11 protein-coding genes and 1 pseudogene are annotated in these 13,791 nt (G+C 48.9%); 1 reads left to right on the top strand and 11 read right to left on the bottom strand.

Going from position 1 to position 13,791, the window contains the following annotated elements; translation table 11 throughout:
- Positions 1-582: pseudogene (locus POF51_RS30075) on the top strand (hypothetical protein); the annotation flags it as partial.
- Between the two features lie 41 nt (positions 583-623).
- Here the strand turns inward: POF51_RS30075 and POF51_RS30070 are convergent.
- The 11 genes from POF51_RS30070 to POF51_RS30020 all read right to left on the bottom strand — a co-directional run bounded on the left by POF51_RS30070 (position 624) and on the right by POF51_RS30020 (position 13,778).
- Positions 624-1,598 carry an ABC transporter ATP-binding protein gene (locus POF51_RS30070; RefSeq protein ID WP_069851634.1) on the bottom strand — a complete coding sequence of 325 codons (975 nt, stop codon included), beginning with the start codon at positions 1,596-1,598 and terminating at the stop codon, positions 624-626.
- A complete protein-coding gene (locus tag POF51_RS30065; protein ID WP_069851631.1) occupies positions 1,595-2,641 on the bottom strand; it encodes an ABC transporter ATP-binding protein in 1,047 nt (348 codons plus the stop codon). The genes POF51_RS30070 and POF51_RS30065 overlap by 4 nt, the downstream gene beginning before the upstream one ends.
- Positions 2,617-3,597 carry an ABC transporter permease gene (locus tag POF51_RS30060; RefSeq protein ID WP_069851629.1) on the bottom strand — a complete coding sequence of 327 codons (981 nt, stop codon included), beginning with the start codon at positions 3,595-3,597 and terminating at the stop codon, positions 2,617-2,619. The genes POF51_RS30065 and POF51_RS30060 overlap by 25 nt, the downstream gene beginning before the upstream one ends.
- The gene (locus POF51_RS30055) at positions 3,594-4,565 is read right to left on the bottom strand and encodes an ABC transporter permease (RefSeq protein WP_017251715.1); all 972 of its coding nucleotides are present in this window, start codon (positions 4,563-4,565) and stop codon (positions 3,594-3,596) included. Before POF51_RS30055 ends, POF51_RS30060 begins: the two co-directional genes overlap by 4 nt.
- Positions 4,566-4,650: 85 nt before the next feature.
- Complete coding sequence (locus POF51_RS30050; protein ID WP_069851627.1) at positions 4,651-6,396, bottom strand: peptide-binding protein; 1,746 nt, start codon at positions 6,394-6,396, stop codon at positions 4,651-4,653.
- Between the two features lie 210 nt (positions 6,397-6,606).
- Entirely contained in the window at positions 6,607-7,662 is a 1,056-nt protein-coding gene (ltaE, locus tag POF51_RS30045; protein ID WP_069851624.1) for a low-specificity L-threonine aldolase, read from the bottom strand.
- Positions 7,659-8,915 (bottom strand): ATP-grasp domain-containing protein, encoded by a 1,257-nt coding sequence (locus POF51_RS30040; protein WP_069851622.1) that lies wholly within the window; start codon positions 8,913-8,915, stop codon positions 7,659-7,661. Before POF51_RS30040 ends, ltaE begins: the two co-directional genes overlap by 4 nt.
- Complete coding sequence (locus POF51_RS30035; protein ID WP_069851620.1) at positions 8,890-9,942, bottom strand: PLP-dependent cysteine synthase family protein; 1,053 nt, start codon at positions 9,940-9,942, stop codon at positions 8,890-8,892. Before POF51_RS30035 ends, POF51_RS30040 begins: the two co-directional genes overlap by 26 nt.
- Positions 9,932-11,458: an argininosuccinate lyase gene (locus tag POF51_RS30030; protein WP_069851618.1), complete on the bottom strand. Its 1,527-nt coding sequence runs from the start codon at positions 11,456-11,458 to the stop codon at positions 9,932-9,934. The genes POF51_RS30035 and POF51_RS30030 overlap by 11 nt, the downstream gene beginning before the upstream one ends.
- Positions 11,459-11,510: 52 nt before the next feature.
- Positions 11,511-12,782 carry an MFS transporter gene (locus POF51_RS30025; protein WP_069851616.1) on the bottom strand — a complete coding sequence of 424 codons (1,272 nt, stop codon included), beginning with the start codon at positions 12,780-12,782 and terminating at the stop codon, positions 11,511-11,513.
- A 90-nt stretch (positions 12,783-12,872) separates the two neighbouring features.
- Positions 12,873-13,778 carry a GHMP family kinase ATP-binding protein gene (locus tag POF51_RS30020; RefSeq protein ID WP_442869625.1) on the bottom strand — a complete coding sequence of 302 codons (906 nt, stop codon included), beginning with the start codon at positions 13,776-13,778 and terminating at the stop codon, positions 12,873-12,875.
- Between the last annotated feature and the right edge of the window lie 13 nt (positions 13,779-13,791).

The raw sequence follows: 13,791 nt of genomic DNA, 5'->3' as shown, positions 1-13,791 counted from the left end.
GGCGCTACAGGGGCCACTGGCGCTACAGGGGCCACTGGCGCTACAGGGGCCACTGGGACAGCCGGAGCCACTGGCGCTACAGGGGCCACTGGGACAGCCGGAGCCACTGGCGCAACCGGGGATACTGGGACAGCCGGAGCCACTGGCGCTACAGGACCACAACTGACCAATAGTGCGCATGTCTATAATTTGACTACGATTATAACAACCTTTGCTAATCAGCCTGTCGCCCTCAGTAACAACGGCGTCATAACGGGAACAGATATTACCCATGTTGCGGGCTCACCTGATATCGTACTGGCAGGTGGCCATACTTACTTTGTCACTCATTCAGTCAATATGACGAATAACACACCTCCTGCCATCTTTCTCACACTGAATGGAGCTCCGGTTCCAGGCTCTGGATATACGACTATTGCGAAAACACCCCTAGCCTCCACCTATTCCGCTATCATAACGGCTCCTGCTGGGGCACCCAGTGTCCTTAACCTCGTGGCGGCAATCATCGGAACGGTCTTTTTTGCAGAACCATTCCCTCCCCAAACAGCCAATGTCAGTATTACCGTTATCGAGTTGTTTTGAGAATAGAAGAAGCCACCCATCTCGGGTGGCTCTTTCTCTCTCTATGCTAAAGGAAAATGACACGCGACCTGCCGATCCTGCCCAACCTCTATGAGCTCGGGAATCTCCTTGCTGCATCTCTCCTGCGCCATTGGACAACGAGGATGAAAACGACAACCTGACGGCGGATTGGCCGGAGATGGTACATCCCCTTGCAGGACGATCCGCTCTTGTCGCCGATGCGGAGTAGGCTTCGGAATCGCCGACAACAATGCCGCCGTATACGGATGCAGTGGCTGTGCAAACAAGTCATCCGTTCGTGCAATCTCCACCATTTTCCCCAAGTACATCACGCCTACCCGATCAGAAATATGGCGTACCACATTCAGACCGTGCGCGATAAATAGATAGGTCAGCCCCATCTCTTTTTGTAATTTCATCATCAGGTTCAAAACCTGTGACTGTACGGACACATCCAGTGCAGAAACAGCTTCATCCGCCACAATAAACCGTGGAGAGAGGGCAATCGACCGCGCAATGCCGATCCGTTGCCGCTGTCCGCCGGAAAACTCATGCGGATACCGATTTCTCCTCGAAGGATCGAGTCCCACCAGACTCATCAGCTCGACTACCCGCTCATCCATTTCCTTTGCAGATGCACGCAGATGAACCCGTAACGGCTCTCCAATAATATCACTTACCAAGAATCGCGGATTCAACGAACCAAATGGGTCTTGAAATATAATCTGCATATCCCGTCTCAGCTTCAAATTCTCTTGTCTGTTCACCTCATGGATATTGGTTCCGTCAAACAGCACTTCTCCGCTCGTCGCCCCTTGCAAATTCAGCACAACACGCCCCAACGTCGACTTCCCGCAGCCTGATTCTCCTACGAGACCGAATGTCTCCCCTGGCCGAATTCCGAAAGATACATCATCTACGGCTTTTACATGACCGATGACACGGCTCAACAGGCCAGCCTTAATCGGAAAATACTTTTTGATTTGTTTTGCTTCGATCAAATATTCCCGGTTCATTGGCGGTTCACCTCTGCTTTGCTTCCAGCGACTGCATTGGCACGCTGATTTATTCTGAAGTGATTGCTGACATCTTCATTCAACCAGCAAGCCACTTGTTGTCCCGTAACAACCTCGCGCAAGATGGGTTCCTCTTTTCGGCATTTGTCGATCGCATGCGGACAACGCGGGTGAAAACGGCAGCCCGTCGGCAATTGGGTAATGCTCGGGATGGTACCTTGGATGGTGTACAATTCTCCGCCGCGCTCCCCTTCAAATCCGGGAATGGACTGTAGCAAGCCGATCGTGTAAGGATGCCGGGGCTCGTCAAATATGCGTTCGACCGTTCCTTCCTCCACAATCGTTCCTGCATACATCACCGCGATACGATCCGCCATCTCTGCTGCTACCCCCATGTCATGGGTGATCAGTAATATTGACATGCCCAATTCCTTTTGCAGCCGTCTGAGCAAATCCAAAATTTGCGCCTGAACCGTTACATCAAGAGCAGTAGTTGGCTCGTCTGCTATCAGCATTTCCGGTTTGCAGGCCAAGGCCATCGCGATGACAACACGCTGGCACATCCCACCAGACATTTCGTGCGGGTACTGTTTCACTCGTACTTCCGGCGCTGGGATCCCAACCAGACGAAGCATCTCGATCGCTTTTTTGAACGCATCTATCTTGCTCATATTTTGATGCAGCATCAAGCTCTCCGCAATTTGATCGCCTACCGTAAACACCGGATTGAGAGCCGACATCGGGTCTTGGAAGATCATCGCGATTTTGTTCCCGCGAATCTGCATCATTTCATCCAAGTCCTTTGCCGCCAGATCCTGACCGTGAAACATGACGTTCCCACTCTGAATAAATCCGCCCGCATAATCAATCAGTCGCATGACCGCAAGTGACGTCACACTTTTTCCACTGCCGGATTCCCCTACAAGGCACACCGTCTGTCCTTTGCCAACGTTGATGCTCACTCGATCCGTAGCCTTGACCGTGCCGTCATCCGTAAAGAAGCAAGTGGTCAAATTTTTTATTTCGAGGATGTTGCGTTCCACTTGTTCAGCCTCCTTTTCGGGTTCTTCTTTTTCTTCCGTGGGTCGAATGCATCGCGGATGCCGTCTCCGACGAAGTTAACCGCTAGCACCACGAGCAAAATACAAAGACCAGGATAAAGTGCTTGTAAAGGATCGACCAGCATGAATTCCTGTGCCTTGCTCAGCATTAACCCCCAGCTTGTTTCAGGCGGTTGAATCCCCAAGCCTAAATAAGAAAGACCTGACTCTGACAGAATGGCCGAGCCAACCATGAGAGTCGCGTACACAATGATGGGAGCCATTGCATTGCGTACCAGGTGGCGCGTAATAATGCCCCAGTGCGAAACGCCGATCGCTCTCGCTGCTTCCACATACTGCATTTCCCGTAGTTGCAAAAACTGCCCGCGCACTAGACGTGCCACACTTGTCCAGCTCGTCAGCGACAAAATCAGGATCATGTAGATAAATTCCGCTCCGAAGAGAGCCAGAACCAGAATGTTAAAGAACAGACTCGGAATGGAGTTCATCACGTCAACGAGACGCATGAAGCAGGTATCAATCCAGCCGCCGAAATATCCAGAAATCGCTCCAATCAGTGTCCCAATGACAACCGCAGCAAAAGCAACGCTGAAGCCGACCAGCATGGACACCCGGCTGCTATGAATGAGGCGGGACAAAATATCACGACCGAGCTCGTCTGTTCCGAGCACATGCCCTTCTGTTCCAGGAGGCAGATTGGTAATCATAAAATCAACCTTTGCCGGATCATGCGGTGCAACCCAATCGGCAAACACAGCAATCCCAATAAAAAACAACAGTACGATCAGCCCACCAACAGCATATGGATTTCGCATAAACTTTTTGCCCGCTGTTGCAAAGAGCCCAGGAGGTTTTTGACCAACAGGATTCGTCGGGAGCTGTCCACCCGGTCGATTCGTTTCAACGACAGTATCATCTTGAAGCTGTACTTGACTCATGCTGCCCTGCCTCCTTTGCGTCCAAGCTGCACTCGTGGGTCAACCAGTGCGTAGATTAAATCGGCAAGCAGGTTTCCGATAATTACCATCAGGGAAATCAGCAACGTGATCGACATCAACACAGAGTATTCACGCGCAACAGCCATTTCCACAAACAGACGCCCCATGCCTGGCCAGTTAAATACACTCTCTGTCAATGCTGCACCTGCTACCAGAGTCGGCAAATCCAATCCGATGATCGTTACAACAGGAATCAGTGCGTTCCGCAGAGCATGGCGGAAAATAACGCGTCTTTCCTTCATCCCTTTGGCACGGGCCGTCCGAATATAGTCTTGCTCCAAAACCTCTAGCATACTGGCGCGCGTATATTTGACATAGGCTGCAATGTTCACCAGTGTTAACACCGTAACAGGGAGAATCAAGTGCAAAATGAGGTCGCTTACTTGTCCCTCATTCCCCATCGTGTACATGTCAGATAGTGGGAGCAGATTCAGCTGCATCGCGAAATACTGCTGTAGCATAATCCCAAACCAGAAGGTCGGCATCGCGAATCCGAGATAGGCAACAATGGAGGCGATCTGGTCAGATAGACCGTATTGTTTTGTGCTGTTGTAGATCCCCCACGGGATGGCGATCAGCATGGAAAGCCCCCACGCTACAGACATGAGCACAAACGTATTCCAAACCGTCGGCCACAAAATATCACCAACAGGAACGTTATTTTTAAAGGTATGGCCTAAATCGCCTTGCAGCAAATTACCGACCCATTTCATGTATTGAATATAGACCGGCTGATCCAACCCCATATTTTTCATCTGGATGAGCTGTGCCTCAGGAGACATTCCCGGTGAGAGCATGACTTTTAGCGGTCCTCCGGGTGCTGCATGCATGAGCCCGAACGAAACCACTGTGATCAAAAATAACACAAGCACGGCTTGTAGTACGCGGCGTACTAAATATTCAGTCAATTAGCATCCTCCTTTCGTTTGAAAGGGGAAGGGACATAAGGCTGCCCTTCCCCCTTTTCATTTTGCTAACCGCTACCAGCCGAGCTTATTTTTTGGTATCGTCGATCCACCAGTTCAGGAAGCCAAAGGTCTCCCCATATGGAATCATGGATACTGGTTTAAACTCATCCTTATATTTGACGCGAGAAGTCATGCCTCGTGGCGTTCCGTACTGATACATGAATACGTATGGCAGGTTCGTCGAGATTTCTTTTCCGACTTCTTTATAGATCGCTGCGCGCTCCTCTTGTTTAACCGTGGATACAGCTTTTTCCCAGAGCGCATCCAGCTTCGGATTGTCGTACCAGCCAGCGTTGTTGCCTGGCGGGAATGCCTTTTTCCCGAAAGTAGAAATGCCATCCGGATCTGGGTCAGACAATTGCCATCCGAGTAACAGAACCTGGAATTTACCAGGGTTGGCATACTGATCGACAAGAGCCGAGAAGTCTAATGCTTTTGGCTTCGCTTCAATTCCGATCTCTTTCAGGTTTTGCTGAATAACGACTGCTGCCTGTTCACGACGACTGTTCCCCGAGTTGAAAATGAATTCAAAGGAGAACCGATTGCCGTCTTTGGCAAGGATTCCATCTGACCCGGCTACCCATCCGTCTTCTTTCAGCAATTGTTTTGCTTTCTCTGCACTATATTCGTAATGGACTGCTGCATCGCCCGGGTCTGCCCATGTACCTGGCAGGAACGGTGCATCCATAATTTTTCCGGTTCCTTTCAAGATATTGTCGATAATACCTTGACGATTGATAGCGTGAGCAATGGCCTGACGCGTTTTTTGACCTTCAAACAACCCGTAGTTGTTCGGGAAGTTCTTCTTGTCGAAGTTGAAGGCAAAGTATTCATAGCTAGGACCTGGCTCCGTCGAGATGTTGATCGTTCCTTTCGCCTTCACCGCTTCGAGCTGCGTGACAGGAATGGAGTCTACCAAGTCAACGTCACCTTTCATCAGAGCCTGTACTTGTGTGTTTTGATCCGCATAGATTTTGTACACAACCTTTTGGATATGCGGCTTCTTTTCCCCCCAGTAATCTGGGTTAGCATCTAGCACATGGAATTCCTTTTGTTTCCACTCTGACCATTTGTACGGTCCGGAAGTTGGTGTCTTGGCTGGATCTTTTCCGTAAGAATGGGCTTGCAATTCTTTAAACGGTACGTCTTTCAACACGTGGGCTGGTGCCAACTTTTGCATTAATCCAAAAGCAAACGGAGCATACAATTGAGTCAATTTGATTTCTACGGTGTAATCATCCAGTTTTTTCATCTCTTTAACTTTGTCGTATTTCGTAATTTCTGGTGATCCAGTCTCAGGAGTTTTGATAGCATTAATGGTAAAAATCAAGTCGTCAGCCGTGATTGGCGTTCCATCCGACCATTTCGCATTATTCTTCATCTTGATTGTATAGGTGAGGCCATCTTCGCTTACTTTCGGCAACTCAGCTGCAAGGGACCAAGGGTAAACCGCTAAATCAAAAGCTGGGTTTCGATTGTACAAATACGCCTGGGTGTACTCCATAACATCGCCAGATGCCGTGTCATTTCCGAAAATCGGATTGATCGTGACGATGTCAGACGTCGTAGAATGCGTGAACGTTCCACCGTCTATTGGCTTCTCATCATCCGTACTGGTCGCCTGAGGAGCCACCTGCTCCACCGGTTTTTTTGTTGGTGCTGGTGTTGCAGTTCCTGGCGAAGCATTGTTCCCGCTTGAGCAACCAACCAACAGCGCGCCGGTTAACGAGAGCAACGCCAACGGCTTCAACCAACCTTTCCCTTTTTTCAAATCATTTCCCCCTCTTTCACATGTATTTCAAGCCTTTTCCATAATGGGCAATTCATCCCAAGGCCTGTCTTTCTAATATTAAATAATTTTCTGTTATTTGAAAATATTTTCCTTTTAAAATATTTAAAAAAATCAGATGATTTTATATTCTTTTATAAACCTTCATAATAAATCCCCCTTCTTACTGAAGGGGGAGCGTACATGTCTGCTCTACACAGTTTGGAACTGCAACAGTTCACGTACAATGCTTAGCGCCTTGTCGATATCCGCCGTCTCAATACCGGAATGCGTCACCGCTCGAATTCGGCCGTGACCGAGCTCAGCTACACGCAGCCCATGTGCTTGCGCTGCTTCTATGAAGGTCTGCCACGTATGGATTGGGTGTTCTATCCGGAAGAACACAATATTGGTCTCTACATCTTCCACATGAGTCACGATTCCTGGAATCTCCGCAAGACCACGCACTAAGCGAAGGGCGTTTGCGTGATCGACTGCCAATCGATCCGTCATCTGCTGCAAGGCAACCAGACCTGGCGCTGCAATAATCCCAGCCTGGCGCATACCGCCACCCAGCATTTTGCGAAGACGATACACTTTCTGAATAAAATCTTTTGACCCGACGACAAGGGAACCAATCGGTGCTGACAACCCTTTCGACAAACATATTTGCACGGAATCCGCATAACGCGCAATCTCAGCCGCATCCACGTCAAGAGCAACTGCCGCATTGAACAAACGCGCACCGTCCATATGAACAGGCACAGCCTTTTCGTTTGCAAATGCGCGAACCTCTGCCAAATAAGACAGCGGTAGGACACGTCCCCCCATTCGGTTATGCGGGTTTTCCAAGCAGATCAGGGAGGGCAATGCGAATTGTGGATCTTCTGGCTCCAACGGAAAGACCCGCTCCATATCTGAGATGTCCAGCCTTCCATCTGGCTGCGTCGGAATCGGTTCGTACATAATACCGCCGCACACAGTCGCGCCACCCGCTTCATAGATGTAAATGTCGGTCTCATTGCCTACAATTACTTTGGAACCGCGAGGACAATGCGCCATTAAGGATGCCAGATTAGCCATCGTTCCACTCGGCATGAGAATGGCTGCCTCCTTGCCCAGCTTTTGGGCCGCTTCTTGCTCCAATTGGCGAACCGTAGGATCTTCCCCATACACATCGTCACCGAGTACCGCCTCTTGAATGGCATCCATCATCTGACTTGTCGGCAAAGTGAATGTATCGCTTCTCAATTCTATCAACGGTTTCATACCCCACTCTCCAATTGCTGAACTACTTGTACCTTTAGGTTGTCATTTACCTGTTGGATCAGCTCAGCGGTCTCGCTGTAATGCTTCCCTTCCACGATGACATAGCCGAGACGATGCGAGAAATTTTGCGGCGGTTGGACGTTTTGACCAATTTTTGCATGAATCGCTACTTCAGCAATCCCCGGCAGGTTGCGAACGGTATCCATTCCATGTATCCTGCTAAAGGCTCCCTGACTCTCAGACACGAGAAAATGAATGCCTGCATATCGTTGCACTTCGACTGTTTGAGACAATTCAGGCGCAAGTCCAGCCGCACACCGAATCTGTTGCAAAAGCAGATCAATCCCTGTTGAACGGCGAACCAGCTCTGGAATCATTCCACCGGCAAGCCTTGCGTTGACCTCGATGACAACACAGCCTGCTGATGTCCACTTCACTTCTGTATGGGCAGCACCGAACTGGTAGTTCACCGCCGCTAACGCCCTTTCCACTGTTCTCTCGATCTCCTGCTTATCTTCTGCCGACAGCGGTGCAGGGAAAATGTGCCCTGCTTCCACGAAAAATGGATATCCCGTTAACCGTTTCTGGGTAATCCCGATGACAAAGCATTGCCCTTGCCACGAGAACGTCTCCACGCTAAATTCAGGGCCCTCGACATACTGCTCCAGAAGAACTGTTCGTGCTGTTTCCTGGCCGCGCGCATTGTACTTGATCGCAAGAATTTCCGCTGCCATATGCTCCACTTCATCCCAGCTAAAGCACAGCCGTACGTTATTTGATCCGCTATCATCAGCGGGCTTCACCACGCAGGGCAGGGAAATGGAAGAGCGCGCTTCCATCAATGCCTCCATAGAGCCTATTGCCAAAAATTCAGGCTGAGACACTTGATACCCCTGAAGCTTCTCGCGAAACATCGCTTTATTTCGGCAGGTCTCAATCGCCTCCAGAGAATTGCCTGTCCAACCGAATTTCCGGGCCAGCTTGGCTACCGATTCGAGGTAATAATCGCTGGTCGACATGATTCCGACTATCTCTCTGCCTTCCTTACTCACTTGTGCTACACTGTCAGTCAGCTCTGCTTGGGAATTCGTATCTGTCACGACTACGTGACATTCCAACTCATTCAAACCGTGGTAACGTTCAGGCTTCTCTGTGAAAAATACGGGCGTAAACCCCAATTCGCGCGCCTTTTTAATAGCGAGCATACCTGTCCCCGTCGTATTGGCTTCAACGAACAGAAAGTGTTTGTTCATTCGGATACATCCCCATTAATTTAGAATAGGACCAGCTAGTCACGACTGTCTTTGGTTCCACACATTGCGGCGTGTCTGGCAGGTTCGTTTGCATCAGACCTTTGCTCTCACGGTAGGAGTCGCTATAGATCGTATCGACATAACGATCCCCTCGATCCGGCAATATAGCCACGATATTGCACTCACTCCCGACTTGGCTCGCTAACCAGTTGGCTACGGCATACACGGAACCCGAGCTGTTGCCAGCAAAAATATGCTCATTACGGGCCAGCTGCAGCGTAGCCGCAAATGCCTCCGCATCGTTCAACCAATGCACTTCATCGATCATGGAAAAATCTACATTCTTGGCGACCAAACTGTTTCCCAAGCCACCCTGTAGACGCGTAGGCTGATCGGGCTGTCCGAATATCACACTCCCCGCTGCATCAACCGCTACGACGCGCAGCTCCTTATAATGACGCTTCAGCTCTCTGGCGGTCCCGGACAAGGAGCCTCCGCTGCCGACTGCACCAACAAGCACATCAATTCGTTCGAGGTCTTGCATCAACTCAGACGCCAGCGCAACGTACGAACGCGGATTCTCCGGATTTTCGTATTGTCGAGGCCAGAACGCTCCTGGATACTCCCTCATTAATTCTTGGAGTCGTTCCAGTCTGGCGCTTTGCCACCCTTGTTTTCCCATCTGCGAAACTACGTGAACATGGCAGCCAAGCGAGGTCAACTTGGCATAGGTAATCGGGTCAATTCTCGGATCAGTCACGATGTGTACGTCGTGCCCCAACTGACGCCCAACCAAGGCCAAGCCACACGCCAACGTTCCTGACGAGCTTTCGATAATCGGCATGCCCGCCTGAAGCTCTCCTGACTGTATCGCTGCCAAGACCGATTGCTTGGCTACGCGATCCTTCATACCGAACGGGTTCATTAACTCGAGCTTTGCATATACAGAACCGACTGCTCCTTCATCAAGCCTCAGCTTGACTAGAGGGGTATCCCCGATAGTATCTGCCAGCTGTTCATACCGCATCTACGCTCACATCCTTCCCTTGCTTGCCAGAAAGAAACCTCTTCATGAACCTCTCCCGCCTTTCTTCGATCGCCTGCAATTGCCCTTGTCGATCCTGCCACTCCTGTTGCAGCTTCTCTGCATGCTCCCTCTGTGCACTCAGCATCTGCTGTACTTCCTCCGGGTTCGTGGAGCCCGTTGATTTCTTCGCGTACAAGCCCCCCTGCACATCGAAGGAAGCAGCGAGGAGCGAAGCCGTATCTGGTACTTGAAAGCCTGCTTCCGCGCAAGCGTCATCGAGTAGCCGTGGATCTCCCGGCTCCGGCGATACACCGTGTTCCAGCGCGCTTACGATGTATCGGCCTGCGATTACCTGTGCTGTGCGATACGGAATCTCATGCTCCAACGTCAGCAAATTCGCAAGAGTAAATCCTCCAAAAAAGTCCCGTTTACATATATGGAGCAAACGATCCTCATTGAATTGCAAATGATCGATCACCGCTTTTAACAGGCGCAACAACGTTTTGGTTTGTTGAAACAACGTCAGAAGATGAGTGCCTGCCTCTTTAGATGTCTCTACCAAATTCGTGAAAGCTGTATTGCGCTGACCTAGCACCATATCCATATAAAATCCGGTTAGATGCGCACTCTTCCCCCGGATACGCTCCAGAATCGGGAAGTTTCTTTTCTGTGGCATGGCAGAAGATATACCTGATAGCTCATCCGGCAATTGGAGGAAGTTCATTTCGCTGCTGCCCCATTGAATCAAATCCGTTGTAAACCGGGAGACCAATACCGAGAAGGTGGACAGCTCTCCTGACATTCTCAAAACCCATTCCCGAGACGCGACCGCCGACAACGCACTCATTCGAGGCTGTCTGAACCCAAGCAGCTTGGACAACTGCTGACGGTTCCACGGCAGTTCAACTCCTGCCATGGCCCCTGCCCCAAGCGGGCACTGGTTCATGTCGTCATAGATTTGTATCCATCGATTCATGGCTTGCAAAAATTCACCGTTAATAGAGGAAAGATAGAATCCAGGGGTAATCAATTGTGCGGATTGGTAATGCGTATATCCTGGCATGGGAACCGAACGATATTGAACAGCCAATGTATGCATCGATTGAATAAGCTGTCCCAATTCCCCCATCGTCTCCAGCCATTGCGCACGACCAAACATCACCTGGGCGCACGCTTGAACATCATTGCGGCTGCGATCCATATGCCAACACGGTACTGGTCTCGGGAGTAAACCTTCAATATAACGCTCGAGGGCAAAAGAAATATCAGACATGTTTCGTCCAGGGTCAGGAGCTATTGTTTCTGGTGCAGCACCCTGAAGTGCCTTTGCGATAAGCAAAGCGTCTTGTCGTGTAATCAAGCCCATTCTGACATATTCCAAAAGCATGGCGAATTCAATCTGAATATACCCAGGCAACAAGTGATCGACTTCATATTTGAACTGCGGTTCCAATACTTCATCATGCAAGAGACGGCTTGGTGTCGAAGCAATTCTGCCCGTTAATTTTACACTCATGCAAAAAATACACCTCGCTTCCGACTGAGTAACGATCCAACCAGGAGTTGCACTAAAGAGAGATTCCCCCTGATTTCTGTTCCGCATAATCGTAGTGATGTTCTTTTTTCATTCTCAAGTGTGGGTTCATCAGCATAAGAACCACAATGAGAAGTCCCGCTCCGCCAATGATTCCAAATATCGTAAAGATGGAAACAAGACCAGTAGTCAGACCTACCAGGAAGACGGAGACTGGCATGGCGCACATAACCATTACACTGATTAAGCTCGATGCTCTTCCCAAGACTTCCTTAGGCACCATCAAGGTAATCAACGTGCTCATTTTGATATTGACGAATGCCGAGCCTATCCCATTCACGAATACACATATGACTTGCCATACAAGTGGAATACCAAACGCAAACATTCCGATTCCGATACTGAACAGACTAATGCCGCAGCAAATGTAAATAATCGCATCATATCGATTCAAATAATTAATACATAGCGACCCAAGCATAATCCCGATAAAAAAACTAATCTCGAGCATGGCTAATTCGGTAACATTGGTAACGACCAGTGGCAGCAAGATCGCTTCTGGAGCCGTCAAAAAATTGAGGATGGTAAAATAAATCATGCAGTTTCGCAAAAAATCATGCTTCGTAATCGCATGGATTCCATCCTTCAAATCGGTCATGATCATTCTTGCTGTAAACTCACTGACAGAAGAAATGACAAGCTCCCTCTCGTTTATCCATAAAATAATCAGTGCACCTAACAAATAGGTGACGACATTCAAAATAAAAGCATATTCCATTCCAAACGCGATCAACCCCGCTGCCAATGCCGGAGCCGCCAAACTGACAATCGTTTGAATCATCTGCGATAAACTTTGGGCTTGCGTCATATGTTGTTCGGGAACCAGCGTCCGTATCGCTACCGTGAGTGCTGGCCTGAAGAAGGCACTAACCGTAGTCAGCAAAACGGCAATGATGATCAGTACAGCAGGATGCAGCATGTTAAACAAGAACAACAGGACGATGCATAAAATGAGCGCAGCTCTCAATATATGCGAAACGACCATGATCCTCTTTTTATTTCCTCGATCAACAAAAACTCCCGCGAACAATCCGAATATGATCAATGGGATGGTCTCCGCTGCCAATAAAATCGCCATTAACAAAGGACTTTCCGTCAAAACCTTCATTAGCCAAATAAGCGCTAATCGATATACTCCATCTCCCATGTTCGATACAAATTGCGAAAAGATTAAATAGCGATAACTTTTCAAGCCAAGCAACGCCCGAAAAGATACCTTTTCCTTAACGCTTACTGGCTGTTCCATCTCGATAATCCACTCCCAATGCGAACGAAATCAATTTTTGGGGAAGATGACTTCCGAGCATGCCAGAAGCCATCTCTTGGATCTGATCCTCTAGGTGTGGTACACATGCACTTCTTTATTCAGTTCACTTAACCATCTATACCCCAGTTCCAGCTTTTGATAGAAATCAGGTTCTTCTTTCAACAATAAAATACCGAGGCTGGTCCCACTATGTGCCACAACAGTACCTAACCCGCCAATTTTCTCGTTGATCTCCATGACTTCCGGCAATAATTTTTTGGGCAGAATCTTTTGATTCAAGATCGCACTTCGGGAAGAGACGGCACCTATCATGTGGACATCTCTTTCTCTGATTGCTTTCGTGATTTTTTGTAACAACACGCTGTACTCCATCTTGTCTTCTTGGGTATAGGGCTTTGTTCGCTTATTGAACTCAACGGTATCGATGGTTCCTCCCTCATCAATGCTTAAAATGCATAATGCCGGCAGTTCCCCGATGTATTCTCGCAATCTGACTTCTTTATGGTAGTAAGAAACAGCCCCCTCATACATAACGCCATCCGTCGGCTCAATACTCGACAAAAACCACTCTAGTAAGGAAGGCTCAATGCTTATATCGAAACAATTTCCAACCGCTCTGGATGCAGCCACCAAATCTGCTGATGAGCTTGCCAAGCCTTTTCCAACCGGAAGTTCTGAGTTGATCTCTAAAATTCCACCTGCCGGCAATCCATAATGCTGAATGATTTTTTCCGCCAACCTTTTTGATTTTTGCTTGGAGCGTGGCACGATGATGATCTCCTGTAAGGTTGGAATCGAATAAAAAGTAGCGTAGGATGCATTTTTGATAGGCAAAGTCACCAGAAAATCCAGATTATTTTCCTCTAGAATCCCCTGCAGTAGTTCCCCAAAAGTACCGATAGATACACCGATTCCTACGTCATTCGTATTAGGAAAACGACTAATGGAACTGGAACTAGTCTTTATCATGCTCATAGTGGCCCCCCCG

This window comes from Brevibacillus sp. AG (genome assembly GCF_028369215.1).
GTDB classification, from domain to species: domain Bacteria; phylum Bacillota; class Bacilli; order Brevibacillales; family Brevibacillaceae; genus Brevibacillus; species Brevibacillus porteri.
The sequence above is the reverse complement of the archived record's forward strand: the minus strand, read 5'-3'. Positions and strand labels throughout refer to the sequence as shown.

Bases quoted from the DNA above. Each gene is read 5' to 3' on its own strand.
- POF51_RS30070 (WP_069851634.1), bottom strand. From the start codon at position 1,598: ATGAACCGGGAATATTTGATCGAAGCAAAACAAATCAAAAAGTATTTT.
- POF51_RS30060 (WP_069851629.1), bottom strand. From the start codon at position 3,597: ATGAGTCAAGTACAGCTTCAAGATGATACTGTCGTTGAAACGAATCGA.
- ltaE (WP_069851624.1), bottom strand. From the start codon at position 7,662: ATGAAACCGTTGATAGAATTGAGAAGCGATACATTCACTTTGCCGACA.
- POF51_RS30040 (WP_069851622.1), bottom strand. From the start codon at position 8,915: ATGAACAAACACTTTCTGTTCGTTGAAGCCAATACGACGGGGACAGGT.
- POF51_RS30035 (WP_069851620.1), bottom strand. From the start codon at position 9,942: ATGCGGTATGAACAGCTGGCAGATACTATCGGGGATACCCCTCTAGTC.
- POF51_RS30030 (WP_069851618.1), bottom strand. From the start codon at position 11,458: ATGAGTGTAAAATTAACGGGCAGAATTGCTTCGACACCAAGCCGTCTC.
- POF51_RS30025 (WP_069851616.1), bottom strand. From the start codon at position 12,782: ATGGAACAGCCAGTAAGCGTTAAGGAAAAGGTATCTTTTCGGGCGTTG.
- POF51_RS30020 (WP_442869625.1), bottom strand. From the start codon at position 13,778: ATGAGCATGATAAAGACTAGTTCCAGTTCCATTAGTCGTTTTCCTAAT.